General features: G+C 67.6%; 17 protein-coding genes. 15 read left to right on the top strand and 2 right to left on the bottom strand.

What is annotated here, in order from left to right:
- Nucleotides 1-285 precede the first annotated feature (285 nt).
- The 7 genes from E9536_RS31935 (at nt 286) to E9536_RS31905 (ending at nt 14,417) form a co-directional block, all read left to right on the top strand.
- Nucleotides 286-1,491 (top strand): capsular biosynthesis protein, encoded by a 1,206-nt coding sequence (locus E9536_RS31935; RefSeq protein ID WP_134255604.1) that lies wholly within the window; start codon nt 286-288, stop codon nt 1,489-1,491.
- Nucleotides 1,484-2,275, top strand: coding sequence for an SDR family NAD(P)-dependent oxidoreductase (locus E9536_RS31930; RefSeq protein WP_134255603.1), 792 nt, complete (start codon nt 1,484-1,486; stop codon nt 2,273-2,275). The genes E9536_RS31935 and E9536_RS31930 overlap by 8 nt, the downstream gene beginning before the upstream one ends.
- Nucleotides 2,272-3,801: an LTA synthase family protein gene (locus tag E9536_RS31925; protein WP_136472082.1), complete on the top strand. Its 1,530-nt coding sequence runs from the start codon at nt 2,272-2,274 to the stop codon at nt 3,799-3,801. The genes E9536_RS31930 and E9536_RS31925 overlap by 4 nt, the downstream gene beginning before the upstream one ends.
- Nucleotides 3,802-3,804: 3 nt before the next feature.
- A complete protein-coding gene (locus E9536_RS31920; protein WP_136472080.1) occupies nt 3,805-11,439 on the top strand; it encodes a type I polyketide synthase in 7,635 nt (2,544 codons plus the stop codon).
- Nucleotides 11,436-12,353 (top strand): UDP-3-O-acyl N-acetylglycosamine deacetylase, encoded by a 918-nt coding sequence (locus E9536_RS31915; protein WP_136472078.1) that lies wholly within the window; start codon nt 11,436-11,438, stop codon nt 12,351-12,353. Before E9536_RS31920 ends, E9536_RS31915 begins: the two co-directional genes overlap by 4 nt.
- Before the next feature lie 64 nt (nt 12,354-12,417).
- Nucleotides 12,418-13,746, top strand: a complete 1,329-nt coding sequence (locus tag E9536_RS31910; RefSeq protein ID WP_027788280.1) for an aminotransferase class I/II-fold pyridoxal phosphate-dependent enzyme — start codon at nt 12,418-12,420, stop codon at nt 13,744-13,746.
- A complete protein-coding gene (locus E9536_RS31905) occupies nt 13,743-14,417 on the top strand; it encodes a GNAT family N-acetyltransferase (RefSeq protein WP_136472076.1) in 675 nt (224 codons plus the stop codon). The genes E9536_RS31910 and E9536_RS31905 overlap by 4 nt, the downstream gene beginning before the upstream one ends.
- 24 nt (nt 14,418-14,441) lie before the next feature.
- Here E9536_RS31905 and E9536_RS31900 read toward each other — a convergent pair whose 3' ends face one another.
- Both E9536_RS31900 and E9536_RS31895 read right to left on the bottom strand, forming a co-directional pair.
- Nucleotides 14,442-15,275 (bottom strand): class II glutamine amidotransferase, encoded by an 834-nt coding sequence (locus E9536_RS31900; RefSeq protein WP_059698879.1) that lies wholly within the window; start codon nt 15,273-15,275, stop codon nt 14,442-14,444.
- Between the two features lie 206 nt (nt 15,276-15,481).
- Complete coding sequence (locus E9536_RS31895; protein ID WP_059698881.1) at nt 15,482-15,811, bottom strand: carboxymuconolactone decarboxylase family protein; 330 nt, start codon at nt 15,809-15,811, stop codon at nt 15,482-15,484.
- Nucleotides 15,812-15,941: 130 nt separating this feature from the next.
- Here E9536_RS31895 and E9536_RS31890 point away from each other — a divergent pair, with 130 nt between their 5' ends.
- The 8 genes from E9536_RS31890 to E9536_RS31855 all read left to right on the top strand — a co-directional run bounded on the left by E9536_RS31890 (nt 15,942) and on the right by E9536_RS31855 (nt 23,177).
- Nucleotides 15,942-16,889 carry an AraC family transcriptional regulator gene (locus tag E9536_RS31890; protein ID WP_136472074.1) on the top strand — a complete coding sequence of 316 codons (948 nt, stop codon included), beginning with the start codon at nt 15,942-15,944 and terminating at the stop codon, nt 16,887-16,889.
- A gap of 102 nt (nt 16,890-16,991) precedes the next feature.
- Nucleotides 16,992-17,435 (top strand): inner membrane protein YiaA, encoded by a 444-nt coding sequence (gene yiaA / locus E9536_RS31885; RefSeq protein ID WP_027788274.1) that lies wholly within the window; start codon nt 16,992-16,994, stop codon nt 17,433-17,435.
- Nucleotides 17,436-17,573: 138 nt separating this feature from the next.
- Nucleotides 17,574-18,638 (top strand): glycosyltransferase family 2 protein, encoded by a 1,065-nt coding sequence (locus tag E9536_RS31880; RefSeq protein ID WP_136472072.1) that lies wholly within the window; start codon nt 17,574-17,576, stop codon nt 18,636-18,638.
- Between the two features lie 64 nt (nt 18,639-18,702).
- Nucleotides 18,703-19,719, top strand: coding sequence for a hypothetical protein (locus E9536_RS31875; protein ID WP_136472070.1), 1,017 nt, complete (start codon nt 18,703-18,705; stop codon nt 19,717-19,719).
- Nucleotides 19,716-20,465: a hypothetical protein gene (locus tag E9536_RS31870; protein WP_124919056.1), complete on the top strand. Its 750-nt coding sequence runs from the start codon at nt 19,716-19,718 to the stop codon at nt 20,463-20,465. The genes E9536_RS31875 and E9536_RS31870 overlap by 4 nt, the downstream gene beginning before the upstream one ends.
- Complete coding sequence (locus E9536_RS31865; RefSeq protein ID WP_136472068.1) at nt 20,462-21,619, top strand: glycosyltransferase family 1 protein; 1,158 nt, start codon at nt 20,462-20,464, stop codon at nt 21,617-21,619. Before E9536_RS31870 ends, E9536_RS31865 begins: the two co-directional genes overlap by 4 nt.
- Nucleotides 21,616-22,233, top strand: coding sequence for a phosphatase PAP2 family protein (locus E9536_RS31860; protein WP_136472066.1), 618 nt, complete (start codon nt 21,616-21,618; stop codon nt 22,231-22,233). The genes E9536_RS31865 and E9536_RS31860 overlap by 4 nt, the downstream gene beginning before the upstream one ends.
- A complete protein-coding gene (locus E9536_RS31855; protein WP_168799603.1) occupies nt 22,233-23,177 on the top strand; it encodes a fatty acid desaturase family protein in 945 nt (314 codons plus the stop codon). Before E9536_RS31860 ends, E9536_RS31855 begins: the two co-directional genes overlap by 1 nt.
- The last annotated feature ends 34 nt before the right edge of the window (nt 23,178-23,211 follow it).

Raw genomic sequence — 23,211 nt, 5'->3', positions numbered from 1 at the left:
GACAGTACGATTGGCGTAGATGCCGACCCGACGTCGAGCGGGCTCATCCGCAAGAATGTGACGCATGTACGAAATCGTTTTTGACGGGCGAGAGATGTCGTTTTTTTGACGACGACAGATATTTCTCGTTTGTAATGCAATGCGGTATCCTCCACACCTCCGGCGGTCATTGTCGCCTCATTCAGCCACAGAGCCTGGCTCGAAAGGTTGCGCTCATTACATTTACCTTGCTAAGGCGTTGCGCAAACATTTCGTGCTTCTTCGGATTTCCATTCAATAACCTAGATGCCGCGCTCGTTTCTCGTGCTGCAAGGCACTGCCTCGCTTTTTTTCTATCGACTCTCGCGTGCGCTACGGAGCAGGGGATTTGCCGTCCACCGCGTTAATTTTTGCGGCGGCGACTTGCTGTATGGTGGAGTTGGGACTGTTTTAAATTATAGCGGTGGGATCGAGGGTTTACCTCAATGGTATGACGATATCGTGCGGCGGGAGGGGATCACCGATGTCATCATGTTTGGCGACTGCCGTGACATCCATCGCGAGATGCTGGCAGTCTCGACGGCGCACGGTCTGCGTGTCCATGTGTTCGAGGAAGGCTATGTTCGACCGCACTGGATCACGCTGGAGCGTCACGGTGTCAACGGGCGCTCGTTGTTGCCGCGCGACCCCGCATGGTATCTGCAGCAACGTAGCGTAACGCCCCCCGCCAAGCAGTGGGAGGCCACGGGCTACAACCTGTACGAGCGTGCCTTCCACGACATCACGTATCGTTTTGCGAACACGGTATGCTGGCCCCGGTTTCCGAAGTATCGTAGCCACCGACCGAAAAACGGCTTCTTCGAATATTCGGGGCTGGCCGTTCGGATGCTTCTGCAGCGCAAACATCGACGCGAAGCAGAGACGGTTACGCGCGAGTTGCTCGACAGCGGACGGACTTACTACCTGTTTCCGCTGCAATTGAATTCGGATGCGCAAATCGTCGTGCATTCGTCCTTCGATGGGATTCGAGCAGCGATCAGTCATGTTTTGGAGTCTTTCGCGCGATACGCGCCGCAAGATGCGTTGTTGGTGATCAAAAATCACCCACTGGATACCGGGCTGATCGAGTATCGGAACTTTTCGCTTAAAATTGCGCGTGCCGCAGGCATGGAGAATCGGATTCGTTTCATTGATGCCGGCCATCTTCCGACATTGCTGGAACGAGCGCGCGGGGTTGTGGTTATCAACAGCACAGTCGGCTTGTCTGCATTGCATCACAAGCGGCCGCTGGTTGCACTTGGCTCGGCTATCTACAATTTCAGCGGCCTAACCTGGCAGGGTGATCTCGATGACTTTTGGCTTGGAGGTGTGCCGCCAGATATGGACCTCTATCACGCTTTCCTCGACTACGTGATGCATCACACCCAGATCAACGGCGATTTCTACACTCGGACCGGTATAACGATGGCCATTGCCGGCGCGGTTGCCAGGCTAGAGCGTGCGGATGGCTAACGCGTCAGTTCGGCACGTCGTTGTCACCGGTGCGAGTGCGGGCATCGGCCGCGCTCTGGCGCTCGCATACGCGCAGCCTGATACCGTACTTGGCATCGTTGGCCGGAACGAGACACAGCTCGAATTGACTGCGGCGGCATGCAGGGCGCGCGGCGCAAAGGTGATCGTCGGTATTGTCGACGTCAGGGAGGTCGATCCGATTCGTGTGTGGCTGCATCGTTTCGACGATCAGTATCCGATCGACCTGCTCATCGCCAACGCGGGTGTCGCGAGCACGCTGTCTTCCGCGTCCGACTGGGAGGACCTCGACCGTATCTCCACCGTCGTCGATACGAATTTCTACGGTGCGATGCACACGGTTCTCCCGATTGTCGAGCGTATGCGCACCCGCAAGCATGGTCGTATCGCCGCGATCAGTTCGCTCGCCGCGCTTCGCGGCATGGCCATCTCGCCCGCGTACTGCGCGAGCAAATCGGCGATCAAGGCCTACGCCGATTCTGTCCGTCCGCTACTGAAGCGCGACGGTATTGGTGTCTCGGTCATTCTCCCCGGTTTCGTCAAGACGTCGATGAGCGACGTTTTTCCCGGCGACAAGCCGTTCATGTGGACTGCCGAGCAGGCCGCCGCATATATTCGCAGGAAGCTCGATGCCGGGCGTGCGGAAATCGCGTTCCCTGGTCTGCTTGCGTTCGGCATGCGTATCCTGACCGTGCTGCCCATCGCACTGGCCGATGCGATTCTCGACAAGCTTTCGTATCTGCCCGGCAAGGAAGACGCAAATTGACGGGCGCAATCTGGGCTCCGTTCGCCGTTGCGGCTGGTGTGTCGTTTCTGCCGGATCTGATCGCAGTTCCGCGTGCTCCGTTGCGGCGTCGCGCGGATGCGCTGTTCTTGCACGTGCTTTCCGTCGTGTTCCTTGCGGCGCTGATGTTGCTTGTCACCGCGCGTCCGATCTTTTCTTCGTCCGTCGCGGTCGCGCTGGTCGGGCTCGTCGCGGTCGTCAGTAACGCCAAGTACGAATCTCTGCGCGAACCGTTCGTTTTTACCGATCTCAGCCTCTTCAGCCAGCTTTTCTCGCACCCGCGGCTCTATCTGCCGTTCCTGAGCGCAGGCAAGGTCGTGGCGATTGGCGCAGGGATCGTGCTCGTCGTCGCGGGCTATCTCGGCGAGGCGCCGATCACGCCGCGTCCGGCGTTCGCGTTGGCGGCCGTTGTCGTCTTTACATTCTTACTGGCGCGATACTTTGCCGCTCGCTTGCCATTGGCACTCGATGCCAAGGAAGATCAGCGCCGTCACGGTTTTTTCGCAGTCTTCATCGCATACTTGCTGAACGGCATGCGGCCCGCGACGTTCGAAGCCTTCCGACGCGTGGTCGAATCGGGGCCGTTCGTCGCCGGTAAGTCGGGGAAGCGCCCCGACGTCATCGTGATCCAGAGCGAATCGCTGTTCGACGTGCGACGCATTTCACCGGCAATTGCGCCTGCAATGCTTTCCCAATTTGATCGAGCAAGACGCGAAGCAGTTTGCTACGGCGAGCTTTCGGTGCCGGCATGGGGCGCAAATACGATGCGCACGGAATTTTCAATGCTGACCGGCCTGCCGTTCGAGCGCCTCGGCTATGCGCGCTTTTATCCGTATGCGTTCGTGCGCCGTGCGTGCGCGTCGATCGCAAGCTGGTTTGGTCGTGGCGGTTACGAAACGCTGGCGATTCATCCGTACTACGGCGACTTCTTTGGCCGCAATCGAGTCTTTCCGTTGCTCGGATTCAACACATTTCTCGACATCGAATACTTTGTCGATGCGTCGCGTGCCGGTCCGTATATCTCCGATGCAGCTGTGCTGGATGCAGTGATCGCGGCGCTGGAAAGCGAGGGCGAGAAACCGCGTTTCATCTTCGCGATGACGATGGAAAACCACGGCCCGCTGCACCTCGAGCAGGTTTTGCCTGGTGAATCGTCTTCGAGGCATACTCTTGGCGAAGACGCCTCTTGGCGCGACTTGACGGCATATTTACGGCACATTGAAAATGCAGACGCAATGATCGGGCGCTTGCTCGATTATTTGCGCACCAGCGATCGTGAAACAGTCGTTTGTTTTTACGGCGACCACGTTCCCGCCTTGCCTCATGTCTTCGAGAAGCTCGGCGTTAATCCGCAACACAGCGACTACTTCATTTGGCGGAATTACGGCGCAGATACCCCCGAATGCCGAAATCTGGCGGCCGAGGAACTCGGATCGGCACTGCTGCATGTGGTACAAGATGACGGAAACCGCACGCAACAACCGTGCGCATCCGAGAAAGCGACATAAAAGATGAACAGTAAGATTGCAATAATTGGGGTGGCTTGTCGGTTTCCCGGGGGCGCTAACGATCTTGGCGACTTCTGGCAACTGCTGCGCGACGAACGCGACGCAGTGACCGAAATCCCCGCCGATCGCTTCGGCACCGATTTCTACCAGCACCCGTCCAAGCGCGAACCGGGCAAGAGCTACACGTTCTCGGCCGGCGTCGTCGACAATGTCGCCGGCTTCGATGCCGCGTTCTTCGGCATTTCCCCACGCGAAGCGGCCCAGATGGACCCCCAGCAGCGCTTGCTGCTCGAACTCGCATGGGAAGCGTTCGAGGACGCGGGCGTGCGCCCGGCCGACATGCGCGGCAGCAACTGCGGCGTCTTCGTCGGCGCCGCCAGCATGGATTACGGCAACCGCAACATGGACGATCTGAACGTGATCGATCCGTATTCGGCGACCGGCAACACCCTGAGTATCGCGTCGAACCGCGTGTCCTACCTGTTCGACCTGCGCGGCCCGAGCATGTCCGTCGATACGGCCTGCTCGTCGTCGCTCGTCGCGCTCCACCAGGCCATCAAGGCGCTGCAGTCCGGCGAAGCCGACGTGGCGCTCGCGGGCGGCGTCAACCTGCTGCTGCACCCGTTCGGTTTCGTCAGTTTCTCCAAGGCGTCGATGTTGTCGCCGCGCGGCCGTTGTCGCGCGTTCGATGCGACCGGCGATGGTTATGTCCGTTCGGAAGGCGGCGCGTTCGTGCTGCTCAAGCCGCTCGATCGCGCGCTCGCCGACGGCGACACGATCCATGCGGTGATCGCCGGCTCCGGCGTGAACTCGGTCGGCCACTCGCCGGGCGGTATCAGCGTGCCGGGCGCGGCCGCGCAAGCCTCGCTGCTGCGCAGCGTCTACGCGCGCGCGGGCATCGATCCGCAGTCCCTGGCGTATCTCGAGGCGCACGGCACCGGCACGGCGGTCGGCGATCCGATCGAGGCACGCGCGCTGATCGACGTCGTGTCGGGCGAGCGCCCGGCCGATCGTCCGTTGCTCATCGGTTCGGTGAAGACCAACATCGGCCACCTCGAAACGGCGTCCGGCATGGCCGGGCTGCTGAAGGCCGTGCTGTGCCTGAAGCATCGCGCGGTACCGCGTTCGCTGCATTTCGTCACGCCCAACCCGGGCATCGATTTCGACGGCGGGCGTCTGCGTGTCGTCGATCGCTTCATGCCGCTCGACGCGGGCGACGCGCCGCTGACGGTCGGCGTCAACTCGTTCGGCTTCGGCGGGACGAACGCACACGTCGTGCTGACCGAGGCGCCGGCTGCAAACCAGACGTCGGCGGCCGCGCCCGAGCCGACTCACGCGCAGTTGTCTCCGCTCGTCCTGACCGCGCGCAGCGCGAATGCGCTCGGCGCGCTCGCGGGCCGCTATCTGTCGATGCTCGACAACGGCGGCGACTGGCAGGCGCTTGCCGCCGCGGCCGCACGTCGCCGCCAATGGCTCGAGCATCGTGCGATCGTCGCGCCGGCCGACGCGGCCGAAGGCCGTGCGGCACTCGCGGCGCTGGCCCAGCCGGCACCGGAAGGGTTGCCCGCCTGCGTGGCGACCGGCCAGGCCCCGGCCGACACGCCACGCACCGCGCTCGTCTTCTCGGGCAACGGCTGCCAATGGGTCGGGATGGGCAACGAGCTTTATGCCGAGAACGCCGTCTTCCGCGCGGCGCTCGACGAAGTCGACGCGCTGTGGTGCGCCGACGGCAGCCCGTCGCTGGTCGACGTGATGCGCGGTGGCCCGAGCGCGGAATGGCTGGCCGGCCAGGGCGCCGAATGGCTCGCCGCGACGGAGAACGCGCAGCCGCTGCTGTTCGCGATCCAGGTCGGCATGATCCGCGTGATCGACGCGCACGGGATGCGTTACGACGCGGCGATCGGCCATAGCGTCGGCGAGATTGCGGCGGCTTGGGTGACGGGCGCGCTGTCGCTCGCCGACGCGGTGCGCGTGATCAAGATCCGCAGCCGCGCGCAGGCGATGACGCGCGGCAGCGGCCGGATGGCGGCCGTCGGCATCGGCGATGCAGCGGCGCGCGAACTGATCGCGCGCCACGGGCTTGCGCGCCGTGTCGAGATCGCCGGCATCAACAGCCCCGATGCGGTGACGCTCGCGGGCGAGCTGCAGGGTCTGCAGGCACTGGAGGCGGCGCTGCGCGGCAGCGGCAAGTTCTTCCAGATGCTGGATCTCGACTACGCGTTCCACAGCAGCCACATGGATCGCATCGAACCGGTCGTGCTGGCTGAACTGGCGAGCCTGCGGCCGCAGTTGGGCAACGGCACGTACGTGTCGACCGTGACCGGCGGCGCGCTTGCCGGCACCGAGCTCGACGCACGCTACTGGTGGCGCAATATCCGTGAGCCGGTGCGCTTCGGCGACGGCATCGCGCATCTGATCGAGCAGGGCGTGCGCCTGTTCGTCGAGGTTTCGCCGCATTCGATCCTGCGTACGTACGTGAAGCAGGCGCTCACGGCCGCCGGTGCAACCGGCATGGCGCTACCGACGCTCAAGCGCGGTCACGGCAGTGCGGCGACGCTGCGGCAGGCGATTCTCGCGGCGATCGCGCACGGCGCGAGCGTCGATCCCGACCGCTTCGCGCCGGGCGAATCGCGCGCCGCGTTGCCGTTCTATCCGTGGCAGCGCGACCGCTTCTGGCTGACGCCGACCGTCGAAGGCTACGGCCTCGTCAATCGCCGCCGCGAGCATCCGCTGCTCGGCTATCGCCTGCATGAGCACGCATTCGCGTGGGAAAACCAGCTCGATCCGGCGAAGCTGCCGATGCTGGCCGATCACGTCGTCGACGGCGGCGTGGCGTTCCCGGGCGCGGGTTACGTGGAAATGGCCCTTGCCGCGGCACGGACCTTCTTCGATACACCGGATGCAGCACTCGAAAACGTCGAGATCCGCACGCCGGTCGTATTCCAGCCGCAGCAGGCGAAACTGTTCCGGCTCGTGATCGAGCCGCGCACCGCGACCTTCACGATCGAGACGCGCGACCGGATGTCCGACAGCGCGTGGACGCTGAACGTAACCGGGCGGATGCTGGAAAGCGGCAACGCGCTCGGCGATACGAGCGTCGTGCCGTCCGCCGCGCTCGATCGTCTGCTCGCGCTGCCCGCGGCCGACGGCGACACGCTGTACGCAAACACCGCGGCCATCGGCCTCGGCTACGGGCCGGCGTTCCGCTGGGTTCGCACCGTGCGGGTTGCCGCGAGTGACGGCGCGGCGCTGGCGGATGTCGCCGCGCCGGCCGCATGCGGCGATGCGCGGGCCTTGTCCGCGTATCTGCTGCATCCGGCGCTGATGGACAGCGGGTTTCATCCGCTGTTCGCCTTGCTGGCGGCGCACGCACGCGAAGGCGAGCATCCGGCTTACGTGCCGGTGCAGATCGGCCGGGTCGACTATCTGCGCGGCGACACGGTCGAGCGGGTGCGCGTGCAGATCGACCGGCACAGCCCGCATTCGATCGTCGCGCATTTCGAATTCCTCGACGCGCGGGGCGCGATCGTCGCGCGGCTCGGCGGTTGCCGGTTCCGGCGCGTCGATCTCGTCGGCCGTCGGCAGAACCTGCCTGCACGCTTCGTCTATCGCCTTGAAGACATGCCGCTGCCGGGCGACGTCGATGCAGCCGGTTTGCCGGCCCCCGACGCGCTGCTCGCGCAGGCCGTCGCGCGGCTGGACGCAACCGGTAACGACGTCCGCCGGACGCAGCATCTGACCGAAATCCTGCCGCTGCTCGACGTGCTGGCGAGCCTCTACGCGCTCCGCGCGTTCGATGCGCTCGGCGCATTCGCCGGCACGTGGCAGCCGGCGGCCGGGCGTGCGGCGCTGGCCGCGCGTCTTGCCGACATGCTGGTCGAGGATGGTCTCGCTCATCGCGACGGCGCGCTGCTCGTGCGCGACGACGCAGCGTGCGCGGCGTTGCCGCCGCTCGACGAGCTGTGGCGCGGGCTGCTGGCCGAATCGCCGGGGCACGTGGCCGAACTGACGCTGCTCGCGCATTGCGGCGCGGCGTTGCCCGACGTGCTGGGCGGCGCGAAGGATGGCGCGCGCTTGCTGTCGCCGACCGGGCACAGCCTGGTCGAGCAGCTCCTTGCCGCGTCGCCGACGTGGCAGCACGTGCACGCGTTGCTGACCGCAAGCGTCGAGCAGGCGGTCGATGCATGGCAGCCGGCGCGCCGGCTACGCGTGCTCGAACTGGGCGCGACGGACGGCGACGTGCTGCAGACGCTCGGCATGCATCTCGCTGCCGCGCGCTGCGACCACACGATCGCGGCGACGGCCGGCCAGCTGGCCGGGTTCGACACGGATGCGGAAGCGGCGGTGCGCACGGTGGCACTGCAGTCGGGCGAGCGGCTGTCGCTGTCGGCCGATGACGCCGGGCCTTACGACCTGATCGTCGCGAACCGCGCGCTGAGCGACCGTCATGATGTGGTCGATGCACTGAATGCAATGCGGTCGTGGCTGGCGCCGGGCGGACTGCTGCTGCTGGCCGAGTCGCGCCACGGCCGCTTCTCCGACATCGTGTTCGCCTCGCAGGCAACGTCGACGGAAGCCGCTGCCCCCGCGCCGCTGGCGCCGGCGGATCTCGAGGCAGCCCTCGCACGCGCGGGTTACGTCGACGTCGTGCGGCACGTCGAGCAATCGCTCGATCTGGACGGTACGCCGACGTTCGTCATCGCGCGCAACCCCGCGAGCGCTGCTGCTGCGCAACGCACCGACGACCCGAGCGATCTCGATACGCTCGCACGCAACGAACAATGGCTCGTGATGCACGCGCCGGGTGCCGCCGGCGGTTTCGGCGGGCAGCTGGCCGATGCGCTGGCGCGCGCGGGTTATCCGGCCGACATCGTGGACATCACGCATGCGGCCGACGCGATCGCGTCGTTGCCGGCCGGGCAGCCGGCGCACGTGGTGTTCTGCGCACCGGAAACGCCGCTGGCCGAATCGGCGACGGGCGACGGCCTGATGGCTGCGCAGCGTCACGGCGCGATCGCGCTGGCCGCGCTCGTCCGCGCGCTCGGCGGGCAGCCGAACGTGGCCACGCGCCTGACCGTCGTCACGCGCGGCGGCGCGCCGTTCGCCGGGGCTGCGAATGCGCATCCGGAACAGGCGACGCTGTGGGGCCTCGGTCGGGTGCTGGCGAACGAGCATCCCGAACTCGCGTGCCGCCTGATCGACGTCGATCGCGCGGTGGACGGGATTTCCGACGCACTGATTCGCGAGCTGACCGGCTCGGCAGTCGAGGAAGAAGTCGTCCTGGGCGCACATGGGCGTCTGGTGCCGCGCATGCTGACGGCCGCGCAGGCCGCGGCCCGCAGCGACGGCGCGATCGCGCGTGCGGCCGTGCTCGCGTTCGATGCACCGGGCTCGTTGCGCAATCTCGAATGGTTCACGTTGCCGGAAAGTGAGCTGGGCGCGGACGAGGTGGAGATCGAGCCGGTTGCGACCGGCCTCAATTTCCGCGACGTGATGTATGCGATGGGGCTCTTGTCCGATGAGGCGGTCGAGACCGGTTTCGCGGGCGCGACGATCGGCATGGAACTGTCCGGCCGCGTCGTCCGCGTGGGCGGCGCCGTGACGGCATTCGCGCCGGGCGATGCGATTCTCGGCTTCGCGCCGGCCTCGTTCGCGACGCGCGTCAGGACGCGCGCGCAAGCGATCGCGCTGAAACCCGAGCGTCTGACGTTCGAGGAAGCGGCGACCGTGCCGACCACGTTCTTCACCGCGTATTACGCACTCGTCGAACTCGCGCGGCTGCGCCGCGGCGAGCGCGTGCTCGTGCACGGCGGCGCGGGCGGCGTCGGGATCGCCGCGATCCAGCTTGCGCGCCACTTCGGCGCGGAAGTGTTCGCGACGGCCGGCAGCGACGAGAAGCGCGAGTTCGTGCGCCTGCTCGGTGCCGACCACGTGCTCGATTCGCGCAGCCTCGCGTTCGCCGACGACATTCGCGTGCTGACTGGCGGGCAGGGCATCGACATCGTGCTGAATTCGCTCGCCGGCGAAGCCATGGTGCGCAGCATCGACACGCTGCGTCCGTTCGGTCGTTTCCTCGAGCTCGGCAAGCGCGATTTCTACGAAAACAGCCATATCGGGCTGCGGCCGTTCCGCAACAACATCAGCTATTTCGGCATCGATGCCGACCAGTTGATGGGTGCGTTGCCGGAGCTGACCGAACGTCTGTTCGGCGAAGTGATGGCGCTGTTCGCGGCAGGTGTGCTGCATCCGCTGCCGTATCGCGCGTTCCCCGCTGAACGGGCCGAAGATGCATTCCGCTACATGCAGCAGGCGCGCCAGATCGGCAAGGTACTCGTGACCTATCCGTCCGGCACGCCGGCCCCGACGCGCGGCGTCACGCGCGCGGGCTCGCTCGCGCTCGATCCGCATGGCACGTATCTGGTGGTCGGCGGCACGGGCGGGCTCGGTTTTGCGAGCGCGCGCTGGATGGTCGAGCGCGGCGCTCGCCGGCTGACGCTGGCGAGCCGTTCCGGCGAGCTTGCCGGTGCGGCCCGCGAGGAGGTCGAGCGCTGGCGCGCGACGCTCGGCGTCACGGTCGAAGTCGTCTCGTGCGATGTGACCGATGCCGCGGCGGTCGATGCGATGATTGCCGCGATCGCGCGGCGCGGCAGCCCGCTCAAGGGCGTGCTGCATTCCGCGATGTCGATCGATGACGGCCTCGTGCGCAATCTCGACGATGCGCGCATGGCCGCGGTGCTCGCCCCGAAGGTGGCCGGCGCGTGGAACCTGCATCGCGCGACACGCGCGCTGCCGCTCGACCTGTTCGTCGTCTATTCGTCGGCGACGACCTATCTCGGCAACCCGGGGCAGTCGAACTACGTCGCGGCCAACACTTTCCTCGAGGCGCTCGTCGAACATCGTCGCGCGGCCGGGTTGCCCGGCACGTTCATGGCGTGGGGCCCGCTCGAGGACGTCGGCTTCCTCGCGCGCCACGCGGATACGCGCGAGGCGTTGCAGTCGCGGATCGGCGGTGCATCGATCACGTCCGACGAGGCGATGGCCGCGCTCGAGCGCGCGCTGGTCGCGGGTGCGGCCGGCGAAGCCGTGGTCCGGCTCGACTGGCATGCCGTGGCGCGCGGGATGCCCGCCGCGAAGGCACGCCGGTATTCGCTGCTGCAATCGCATGCGAAGGGCGGCGATGCGCGCGACGGCGGCACGCAGTTGCGGGAAGAAGTGCTGGCGTTGCCGCGCGACGAAGCGATCGCGCTGGTTGCCCGGACGCTGCAGGCACAGATCGCGCGGATCCTGCACATGACGCCGGACCGCATCGCGCTCGACAAGTCGGTGCTCGACATGGGCATGGATTCGCTGATGGGGATGGAACTCGGCCTGGCGGTCGAGGAAGCGTTCGAGGTCAAGCTGTCGGTGATGGCGATTGCCGAGGGCGCGTCGGTCACGACGCTGGCCGGACGCATCGTCGATTCGATCGGCGCGTCGGCCGATGCGTCCGACGCCGGGGCGGCGACCGATGCCGCTCAGGAAGCCGTCGCGGCGCTTGCCGCGAAACACGCGATCGAAGGCGAGGCGCGCGCGATGCTCGATACGCGGCCGGCGCCCGTGGCGGGCCAGGTGTCGCCGACGCTGGAGGTCGCGCGATGAGCGCGCCGTCCGGCTGGGCGACGCGCCAGGGCACGCTGGCAGGTCCGCTGGCGATCGACGGTCACGGGCTACACACGGGGCGCCGGGTGGGTGTGCGGATCCTGCCCGCGCGGCCGGAAAACGGCGTGACGGGAGTCGTGTTCCGTCGCGTCGCGCAGGGGCGCACGCTCGCGACGCTGCCGGTCGATCCCGCGCTGCGCCGCGCCCAGCCGCTCTGCACGATGCTGCGCAATGCCGACGGCGTCGGCGTTCGCACGATCGAGCATCTGCTCGCGTCGCTGCTCGCATGCGAGATCGATCACGCGATCGTCGAGATCGACGCCGAGGAAGTGCCGATTCTCGACGGCAGCGCCACGCCGTGGGTGGACGCCATCCACGCGTGCGGCCGGGTCGCGCTCGATGCGCCGAAACGCTTCATCCGCGTGCTGCGGCCCGTCGTCGTCACGGACGGCGAAGGCGACCAGCGGCGCGAAATGCGGGTCGAGCCGGCGCCGCGTTACGAACTGAGCGTGCGCAACGACCTGCGCGGCTTCGGCGACATGCATTGGGACGGTGCGCTGACGCCGGCCGCATTCGAAACCGAAATCGCGCCGTCGCGCTCGTACGGGCGCGTGAAATGGGCCGTGCCGGCGATCGTCGCCGGCTATCTGCGCGGCGTGCCGATCCTGCGCGGCGCACGGCCGTCGTGTACCGCATCCATCGTCGGCAGCCGCGTGCTGGGCGGGATGCGCTTGCCGGATGAATTCGTCCGGCACCGCGTGCTCGACCTGGTCGGCGATCTCGCGCTGGCCGGCGCGCCGCTGCTGGCGCGCGTGAGCGCGTTGCGGCCGAGCCACGAGATGAATTTCCGGCTGGTCGACGCGCTGCTGGCCGCACCCGACGCGTGGCAGTGGGCCGAGTTTTCCGACGCGTGACACCACGTCTTTTCATGACGCGCGGCGTAACATAGCGTCTTTTCGAGATTAAGCGAAGGAAGCAATGGCACTGGGAGAGCATCTTCGCCAGCAACTGGCGGCGAAAGCGCTGAAACGGCAGCTGGAGCGCGCGACGGATGCTGCCGCGGCACCGGGCGTGCCCGGCACGCAGGCAGCGCAGACCGCATCGGCGCGCAGCCGCTTCGAATCGATGCCGCAGTATCAGCAGGTCCGGATCATGCGCGAGATGGGCGAGAAGCTGCGCGTCGACTCGCCGTTTTTCCGCGTGCACGACGGCGTCGCCGGTGCGACGACGCAGATCGGCGGGCGCGAATACCTGAACTTCGCGAACTACAACTACCTCGGCCTGGCTGGCGATCCGGACGTGTCCGCGCGCGCGAAGGCCGCGATCGACCGGTACGGCACGTCGGCATCGGCGAGCCGGATGGTCGCGGGCGAACGCCCGGTGCAGCGCGATCTCGAACGTGCGTTGGCCACGTTCTACGAAACCGACGACTGCGTCGCGTTCGTGAGCGGCCACGCGACGAACGTGACCGTGATCGGCGCACTGTTCGGCCCGGGCGACCTGATCGTCCACGATGCGCTCGCGCACAACAGCATCGTGCAGGGCGCGCAGCTGAGCGGCGCGAAGCGGCTGAGTTTCGCGCACAACGACTGGCAGGCGCTCGACGAACTGCTCGCGCGCGTACGCCGCGAATACCGGCACGTGCTGATCGCGATCGAAGGGCTGTACAGCATGGACGGCGATTTCCCCGACCTGCAGCGCTTCGTCGACGTGAAAACGCGCCACGGTGCATTCCTGCTGGTCGACGAGGCGCATTCGCTCGGCGTGCTCGGTGCGACCGGCAAGGGCATCCGCGAGCATTGCGGCGTCGCGCCCGACCAGGTCGACATGTGGATGGGCACGATGAGCAAGACGCTGGCCGGCTGCGGCGGCTTCATCGCCGGCTGCCAGCCGCTCGTCGACATGCTGCGCCATCTGGCGCCGGGCTTCCTGTACAGCGTCGGGCTGGCGCCGACGCTCGCCGAAGCGTCGCTGGCCGCGCTCGAGCGCCTGCAGGCCGAGCCGGAGCGCGTCGCGCGACTGCAGGCGCGCGGGCGGCAGTTCCTGAACGAAGCGCGCGCCGCCGGGCTGAATACCGGCACGAGTGCCGGGTTCGCGGTCGTGCCGGTGATCACGGGGAGCTCGCTGAAGGCCGCGCAATGGGCCAATGCGATGTTCGACGAAGGGATCAACGTGCAGCCGATCTTCTATCCGGCCGTCGAGGAAAAGGCTGCGCGCCTGCGCTTCTTCATCTGCTCGACGCACGAGCCGGAACAGATCAGCCGGACGGTCGCCGTGTTGTCGCGACTCGCGGGGCGCAGCGGATGACGCTGGCCGGTGCGTTCGCGCAAGCGGCTCCGCGTGCCGGCGAGCGCGTGCGGTTTCGTGCGGCCGAGGCGAACGACGCGGCGTCGTGCGGGCCGCTCGTGTTTGCGTCCGGCGTGGCGGAATTCGGGTTTTTTCTCGGCGAAAGTGATGCGCGCTGCATCGCTTTCCTGCAGCAGGCATTCCGGTCGCGCCATGGGCGCTTCTCGTGGCGCCGGCATCGCGTCGCGGTCGCTGAAGACGGCACCGTGCTCGCCGTGATGGCGATTCACGACGGGCAACGGACGATGTTCGACGACGTGCATGTCGTGTGGGCACTGGCGCGCTTCTTCGGCGTGCGCCGCACGATGGGGCAGTTGTTGCGCGGGCTGATTCTCGAAACGGAAATTCCGGCGCCGAAGCGGTCGCAGATTCTCGTCGCGCATTGCGCAACCGACGAGCGACAGCGCGGCACGGGGATCTTCAGTGCGTTGTTCCGCGACGCGCTGGACGCGGGGGCATTGCCGGCCGACGGCAGCGGCGATGTCGTCCTCGACGTGCTGTCCCGCAACGTGCGGGCCCGCGCGCTGTACGAACGGCTCGGGTTCACCGCACTGCCGCGGCCGCGCGACCGTTCGCGCCGGCTGCCCGCCGGACTTGATTCGGTTCGGATGCGGTTTTCGCGCCGCGCCTGACGGCGCGTATGGCAGCCTGCCGCGCTATTTCCGCCGCGGACTGAACGGCCGCTGCTGCACATCAGCACCCTGCGCGACGATCGCCATGCTCTCCGGCACTTCCTCCCACGCGCCGCGCAGGTCGACGAGCGGCTCGGACACGACCATGAACGCGTCGTCGCCGGCTTCGGCGATGCGCGGGTTGTGCGGATACAGCTCATGAAGGTGCTTGAACGACGTGCTGTGGAACAGCGAACGCGACTGCCGTTCGCTCGAATAACGCACCGCGATGATCCGCTCGCCGTCGGTCGCGCAGATCGTCATGTTGAGCGGTTCGGCCACGCGGTGCCGCGCGGCCGTTTCCTCGACCATGCCGACCATCCGCTCGAGCGCGGGCAGCGGCATCTGCTCGAGGCCGTAGGTCAGCGCGAGGCGGAACATCAGTTCGGAGTCGGTCGAGCCTTCGAGCGTCGGGAACAGCGCGGGATCGACCTTCATCGTCAGGTCGCGGCGCAGCTTGTGGAAGTCGCGGATCAGCCCGTTGTGCGCGAACAGCCAGCGGCCGTGGCGGAACGGGTGGCAATTGGTTTCCTGTACCGGCGTGTCCGTAGCCGCGCGGATATGCGCGATGAACATCCGCGAGCGGATCGCGCGTGCGGCTTCGCGCAGGTTGCGGTCGTTCCAAGCGGGATGCACGGAGCGGTAGCGGAACGGGAGTTCGTCGGGGCGCCCGTACCAGCCGATGCCGAAGCCGTCGCCGTTGGTGGTCGTCGCCCCCAGCTCCGAATGCAGGCTCTGGTCGATCAGCGAATGCTTCGCGCGGAACAGCACGGTTTCCAGATGGATCGGATTACCCGTATAGGCGAGCCAGCGGCACATGAAGCGCTCCTTCACGATGGATCGTTCGCGCATGGTAGCCGACTTCGCGGCGCATCCTCGCCCGCGGGCGCCCGGCCCGCCATTCGGGCGGGTACGCTGGCCAATCGTCATACATCATTTGCCCGGATGCGCGGTGCGCAACCGGGCAGACATGCAGACATGCAGCCGGGCGCCGTCACGCGACGGCAGCGCCGCGGCCGTCAGGTTCAGTCGCCGAGCGCGTCCATCACGCGCGCCGAATAGACGAGCGCCGCACCCGCGTTCAGCGCAATCGCGACGCCGAGCGCTTCCGCCACTTCCTCCTTCGTCGCGCCATGCTTGGTCGCTTCGGCGGTGTGCACGGCGATACAACCGTCGCAGCGTGTCGTGACCGCCACCGCGAGCGCGATCAGCTCGCGCGTTTTTGCGTCGAGATGGCCTGTCTTGGCGCCGGCGCCGGCCAGCGCCTGGTAGCCGGCCAGCGTGTCCGGCGACAGCTTGGCGATGTCGCCGATGCGCGTCGAGAGTTCCTTCCGGTATTCGTTCCAGTTCAGCATGATGCGTCCTTTTCGAGAAGAGGTGAGGAAGGCGGCGGCCGCCGCGATCTCGGGCGATGCAGGGTTATTCTGATCGTTCGCGCTGAGGGTTTCGATACGCTAGAGTGTCAATTTTTAGCGCAATCGTCTCATGGATGCCCTGAGTCAACTGCTGTCGCTGGGCCGCAGCCATGTCGAGCTCGACGTGCGCTGCCTGCTCGGCGGGCCGTTCGCGATGCCGCACGACCCGCTGCCGTCGGGCGAGGCGGCGTTTCACCTGGTGCTGGCGGGAACGTGCCGGCTGCGTACCGCGGAAGGGCGCACGCTGCAGCTCGCCGACGGCGATTTCGTGCTGCTGCCCGCGGGCGGCGCGCACGAGCTGCTCGACGCTGGTGCGGGCCGGTCGAGGCCGGTTGCGGCGCTGCGCGAACACGGTGCCGGCGGCGGCGCGGTGCTGCCGGTCAAGACGAATCTCGATCCGGCCGAACCGGGCGGCGCAAGCGTGGATCTGCTCTGCGGACGGTTCGTCTATGCGCGCGGCGCGGGCGAACTGCTGATGCGTACGCTGCCGCACGTGCTGCATGTCGGGCTGCGCGAGGCATCGGGGTTCGCACCGCTGCAACTGCTGACGAGCGTGCTGCGCACCGAGGCGTCGAATGGGCAGCCGGGCGCCGGCGCGATCGTGAACGCGCTCGGGCAGGCGCTGCTCGCGTATGCGTTGCGCGCATACGGTCGTGGCGCGCGCGTGCCGTCCGGCTGGCTTGTGCTCGCTGCCGATGCGCGGCTCGGCCCGTCGGTACAGGCCGTCCTGCAGGCGCCGGAGAAGCCGTGGACGGTCGAGTCGCTCGGCGACACATCCGCGATGTCGCGTGCGACGTACGCCCGGCATTTCCGCGAGCGGGCCGGAATGAGTGTCGGCGCGTTCGTCGCGCAGATCCGGATGATGCATGCGTGCGCGCTGCTGCAGGACACGCAGCGCGGGCAGGCGGAGATCGGGCAGGCGGTCGGTTACCAGTCGGAAGCCGCGTTCGGCAAGGCGTTTCGCGCGGTGCTCGGCACGACGCCGGGGCGCTGGCGACGCGCGCGGCGCGAATCGTAAGACTGCAAGCAAGCCGTCTTGCCGCGTGCCAAAGCTGCTACCATGCGCGAAACGCAGTTCAACGAAAACGATTTCGAACAAGAAGAAAGAGAGGGCAAAGCAATGAACCAGACCACCATCCAGCAACCGTCGTTCGCGTTCGTGGCCGCGTCGTGGGCCGCGCTGCTCGCCGGTTTCGCGGCATTCCTGATCGGTCTCTGGAACGCCGGCATGCAGCTCAACGAGAAGGGCTACTACTTCACCGTGCTGGTGTTCGGCCTCTACGCGGCGATCTCGCTGCAGAAGAGCGTGCGCGACCGCGCGGAAGGCATTCCCGTCACCGGCATCTACTACGGCCTCAGCTGGATCGCGCTGCTGCTGTCGATCGCGCTGCTGATCGTCGGCCTCTTCAATGCGACGCTGCAACTGAGCGAGAAAGGCTTCTACGCGATGTCGTTCGTGCTCGCGCTGTTCGGCTCGGTGGCCGTGCAGAAGAACACGCGCGACCTGCAGAACGCGAAGCCGCGCTATACCGACGCCGAATCGGCGCCGTCCGTCCAGGAGTGACCACACGCGAAGCGGGCGCCTTCCGGGCCGCCCGTTTTGCGACGACGGTCGCGGGCGACCCGCATCCGCCAATGCGCGCGGGCTCGCCGCCCATTCGTTTCATCCATGCCGTCGCGCATGACGATGGAGACATTCAGGATGCCGGACATCACGGAAACCTCGCCGCGCACGCGCACGGCGGCTCACGCCGTGGCGGCGAGGGCCGCGCTCGTGCTGGAAACGAACAACCTGCGCGGCGGTGCCGGCCTCGCGCAGGCCGTCGATAGCCTGAAGCGCCTCGTTTCGGCGCTGTCGAAGCAGACCGTGCCGCCCGCGGCACTCGCGCAATGGATCATCACGCACGACGGGCTGCCGGCCGATGCGTGCGCGGAGATCGTCGCGCTGGCCGGCTGCCCGATCGACTTCGTCGAGATCGGTGCGAGCACCGGCTACTACGATGCGAAGAACGACGGGTTCGATCGCGTCGACGCGGATCGCTGCGACATCGTCGTGTTCGGCGACGCCGATTGCCGCCCGGCCGACGACTGGCTCGAGCACCTGCTCGCGCCGTTTGCACGCGAAGCCGGGGATGCACCCGTCGCGGTGGCGGGGCGCACCAGCTATGCGCCGAACGTGCTTGGCATCGCGCTGACGTCGATCGATTTCATGTATTTCCCGAGCCCGCTGCGCGCCGGCGCGACGCGCAACTTCTACGCGAACAACGTCGCGTTCCGGCGCGACGTGTTCGCGCAATTTCGCTACGAGCCGCTCGACGGCGTCTATCGCGCGCATTGCCAGGTGATGGGGCTGCGGATGCAGGCGGCCGGCGTGGCCGTCGAATTCGCGCCGGCCGCGCATACCGAGCATCGGCTGCCGGACACGCATCGCGAATCGCTGAAGCTGCGCTGGATGCGCGGCGAGGACAGCGTCGGGCTGACGCCGTATCTCGTGAACGCGTACCTGCCGCGCGGATGGCAGTGGCTCGGACGCAGCGGCCCGCTCGGCCCGTTCTGTGTGATGGCGATGCGGCTCGGCTACAGCCTGCGCGCGCTTGATCGCCAGCAGTTGCCGCGGCTCGGCGCCCTTCGTTATCTCGCGGCCGTCGGCGTCACGATCGCGGCGTCCGCCGTCGATACGCTCGGTGCGCTCGCGCGCGGTTTCGGTCTCGTCGGGCGCGCATCGGCCCGGCGCGATCTCGACGCGCTGTCCTATCACCGTCATTGAACCGGCGCCGCGCATCGCGCGCGGCCACGACACGCCGCACCCTGCCTTCATTCCGACCACGACCATGCCTTCTCTTGCCACCCGTGTTGCCTGCGTCGCCCTGTTTGCCGCCAGCGCCGGCGCCCATGCCGCGCCGGTCGATCACGTGGGGCGCGGGATCTACCACTTCGCGTCGCAAAGCGGTTGCCCGTTCGCGAACGCGGCCGCCGCCGACTGCAATCGCGTCGCGCTCGATGCGCCCGACGTTCACGCGAGCATCGATACCGATGCGCACGCGATCGTCTTCTCGAGCGATGCGACGCGCCGCACGAAGGATGTGCTCGGCGACGTGCTGCTTCAGGGCACGGGCGTCGACCGCGACGGCCGGCGCGTGCCGTTGAGCGTGCACCTGCTGCTGCGTCGCGACGGCGCGAAATGGGACCGTGACGTGTACGTTCATGCTCCCGTGCACGGCACGTTCACCGATGTCCGGATCGATCCGTATCGCGTGCGCGTGAAGGAGGGCGATGGCGAGCACGACGTGCTCACGCCGGATGAAATGCTGGCGCTGTTCGCGCATCCGTCGCTGGCGTCGCGGCTCGCGCGGCATCTCGTGAAGGTGAGCGCGACCGATCCGAAGCAGCCGTCCGCGGACGACATCACGATCGCACTCGGCGTCGGCGGCCTGACGAAGTCGGTCGCGCGCGCGAGCTTCACGTCGAGCGCGCCGCACGATGCGGACGTCGATCGCGCACTGGCATCGGGCACGTGGTCGATCCGTTTCGACGCACTGAGCAATCACATTCCGGTGTGGGTCGCGCAGCGCGAGCTTTTCTTGTTCGGTCTCGACGGCAGTGCGCTGCTGAAAGACGTGCGCGAGCGCGGTTTCCGCAAGAGCGACCGGATCGAATTCGGCGCGCGCGACGGCAACGGTTATCTGCGCGTGAACGGCCGCGAGGAGGCATTCGCGGGGGCGACCGCGTCCGCGCATGCGTTCATGCAGGAAAGCTTCATCGGCCTGATCCTCGGATGGCGTCGCGATCCGGCTGCCGCCGCGGCATCCGCGACGAAATCCGCGTCCGCACGGGGCGTGCCGGCATGACCGCAGCAGGCGAGCTGCCCGCGTCGTCGCCGGCGTCGCCCGATGGGCGCTTCGACTGTCTCGATGCGCCCGCGCCGCGCGGTGCGGCGCGGGTGCGCGCATACCTCGTCGATCGCATCAAGCGGGCGGCGATCCGGCAGCTTCATCGCAGCACGCATGGCGAGCGCTGGGTGCTGCGCATGTACCTGATCGGCGAGGAAGCGACCGAGTGCGCGTTGCACGAGGACTGGACCGGCCAGCCGCCGGACTGGCTCGCGCCGCGGATCGAGCAGCATCTCGCGGACGAGCGTCGCCACGCGGCCGCGTTCGCCGATGCGCTGCGCGCACGCGGCCTCGCGCCGTCGACCGCCCCGCACGAGCCGGACTGGCTGAGCCGGCACAAGATCATGCGGTGGCGCCGGCTCGCGCAGCGCCATGCGCCGCATTTCGCGCAAGGCGTGCTCGTGCCGGCCTATGCGACGGGGCTGTGCGCGGAACAGATGGCGATGCGCGTGCTCGCGCGCCACTGCGCGACGATCGGCGTTGCCCATCCGCTGTATCCGCTGCTCTCGCGCGTGCTCGCGGACGAGACGCGGCACGTCCGGCTCTGCGCGGACACGCTGCGCCGTCTCGTCGCGCCGTCCGAGGTTGCGCGGCTCGCCGCGTTGCTGGACGAGATCCGCGCGATCGAAGCCGGTTTCGGCGTGACGGGTGCGCTGGCGATGTATGCGGCCGGCTGGCTCCAGTCGCTTCGTCCGCGCGCATGATGCCGCGGATCGTCTATCTCGCGACGGCCGACGCGCGCGGCCACCTGATGCGCGCACAACTGCTCGTGCATGCGTTGCGCGCGGCCGGCGCACAGGTCGACGTGCTGACGACGTCCGATGCGGGGCAGGCGTTCCTGGCCGCGTTCGACATCGACGCAGCCGTGCTGTCCCGTCACTACGCGGTGCAGTTCGACGAGCGGCAGAACATGCTGCGCGATGCGACCGATCGTAATGTCGCGCATTACGTGTTCCGGCCGACGCGCATGCTGCGCGACATCGCGCGGCTGCGTGCGATCGGCCGCGATGCCGATCTCGTGATCAACGACTCGTTTCATCCGGCGCTGCTGTTCATGGGCGCGATGCCGGGTTGGCGGCGCCGCGTCGTTCACGTGTACGGCGGCAGCCTGCGCCGCGCGTTGACCGCGAATTTCGATGCGCGGCTGCCGCGTGTGCTGGCGCGCGCTTTCGCACGGATCGTCGACTGGCAGATCGATTCGGCGCGGTGCTGCATCGAACACGATTTTGCATACGATGCCGTCGACGAAGTCCGGCGGGCCCACGCGCATTGCCGGCTGCCGACTCCGGTGCCGATCGTCGCCGAACGGCCGGCCTCGGAGCCGGCTGCCGCAGCCGTCTATCTGAATCCGCACTTCCGCGATATCGCGCTCGCCGATGCGTTGTCGGCCGGCATGCGGGACGCGGGACTCGCTACACACCGTGTGGGCGAGGGCTATGCGGGGCGCGACGGCTGGACCGGCGTCGATGCCGACTGGGTGACGCGGGCCGCCCACGCACCGCTGATCGTGTCGGCACCCGGCATGGCCGCGCTGTCGATCGCACGCGTGTATCGCCGCCCGATCCTGCTCGTGCAGTCCGACCAGCCCGAGCAGGCGAGCAACGCTGCGCGCGCTGCACAGCTGCAGCTCGTGCACCGCGTTGTCACATGGCGCGGCGATGCGGCCGCGTTCCGGCGGGAAGTCGGGCAGGCCGCGGCCGAGCTGATGTGCGATCCCGGTACGCAGGCAGGAACGATCGCCGGCCGCGAACATGCGCGTGCGCGCGTGGACGCATGGACGTCGCGCCTCCTGGCGCTGCGTCCGTGTGCGCAGGTGGCCGATTCCGATACGCGATGCGAGGCGCCGGCGCCACGATGAATTCGCTGTCGTTTCGTGACGATCGCCGGCCCGATATCCGGCAGATGCTGGCCGCGACGTTCGGCATGGCGGCCGGTCTCGCGATCTTCTTCCTGCTGGAGCGCGGCGTCACGCCGCGCCATGTGTTCGCCACGGCAATCGATGCGCGGATTCCGTTCATCGCGTGGTCGTGGTTCGTCTATGTCGGCTTCTTTCCGTTCGTGATTGCGCTTGCCGGGTATGCCCGGCCGCTCGCGTTCGCCGCGTTCAAGGAAGCGGTGCTGATCGCGTTCGTGCTCGGTGTCGTGTGTTTTCTGCTGTTTCCGGAAGCCGTGCCGAGACCCGACGTCGCGGAGATCGGCAACGCGTTCGTACGCCACCGCCTCGCGCGCATGTGGCAGCTCGATCTCGCGGCCAACGGCTTTCCGAGCCTGCACGTCGCGGTGACGTGTCTGGCCTGCCGGATGCTGGCGGACCGGCGGCGGCTCGCGACCGTGACGGTCGGCCTGCTGATCTGCACGTCGACGCTGACGCTCAAGCAGCATACGGTCGCCGATGTACTGGGCGGCGTGGCGCTCGCGATGGCCAGTGCGCTGTGGGTCGAGCGGCGTTCGCTGCGCAGGAGGCTCGCTTGATGGATACCCGCGTTCACCCGGCCGGGCCGAATGCCGAGCTTGCGCGGTTCGTGCCCGACCCCGCGTTGTTTCGCGTGAGCGCGGCGCGTGTCGGTGCGGCGCTGGCGGGCGACTGGCTGATGATTGCCGCGGCGTTCGCCGTTGCGATCGCGTTTGCGCGTCCGCTCGTGTACGCGTTGGCCGCGGTCGTGATCGCGCGCAGCCAGCTGGCGCTCGCGGTCATGATGCACGAAGGCGCGCACGGGTTGCTGGCGCGGAACCGGCGCGTCAACGACGCGCTGGGCCAGCTGTTCGCGGCCGGCCCGCTGTGGCTGTCGCTGCGTACGTATCGTGCAGGCCATCTGAAGCACCATCGCGCGCCGATGCAGCCGGACGATCCCGTCGCGCTGCTGTTCGGCGTGCACGACTATCCGGTGACGCGCAGGCGCCTGATCGGCCGCCTGTTCGCGTACGCGTGCGGGATGGGCTACGTGACGAGTGTCGTGAAGCTCGCCCGCGGCGAGTTCGCCCATGCGTTGCCGAAGGTCGGGAAGTCGCGCGCGTATGCCGCGTGGGAGGTCGTGTCGATGCTCGCAGCCAACGGTGTGCTGTTCGGTGCGCTCGCGTGGGCCGGACATCCGCTGCTGTACGTCACGTTGTGGATCGTGCCGTCCGTCACGCTGCTGCCGCTCGCCGGGCAGGTGCGCGCGATCTTCGAGCACGCGGGGCTGCCGGCAGGTGCCGACCAGAGCCGCAACGCGCGCACGATCGCCCGGCGTTCGTGGCAGACGTTCCTGTTCGGCCCGCACGCGATTCATTTTCACATCGAGCATCACCTGTTCACGCGGATGCCGTTCCATCACCTGCCGGCCGTGCATCGGCAACTCGTGCAGCGGCAGTTGCTGCCTGACGGCAATCTGTACGCGGGATATGGCGAGGTGCTGCGCGACGTCAGCGTGCGTTGACGCGTGGACGGGGCGGGAATCATGAGTGGATCGA

The sequence above is a fragment of the Burkholderia sp. LS-044 genome (assembly GCF_004803625.1).
GTDB lineage: Bacteria > Pseudomonadota > Gammaproteobacteria > Burkholderiales > Burkholderiaceae > Burkholderia > Burkholderia cepacia.
Note: the sequence above shows the minus strand (reverse complement) of the source record. Positions and strands in the feature narration are given on the sequence as shown.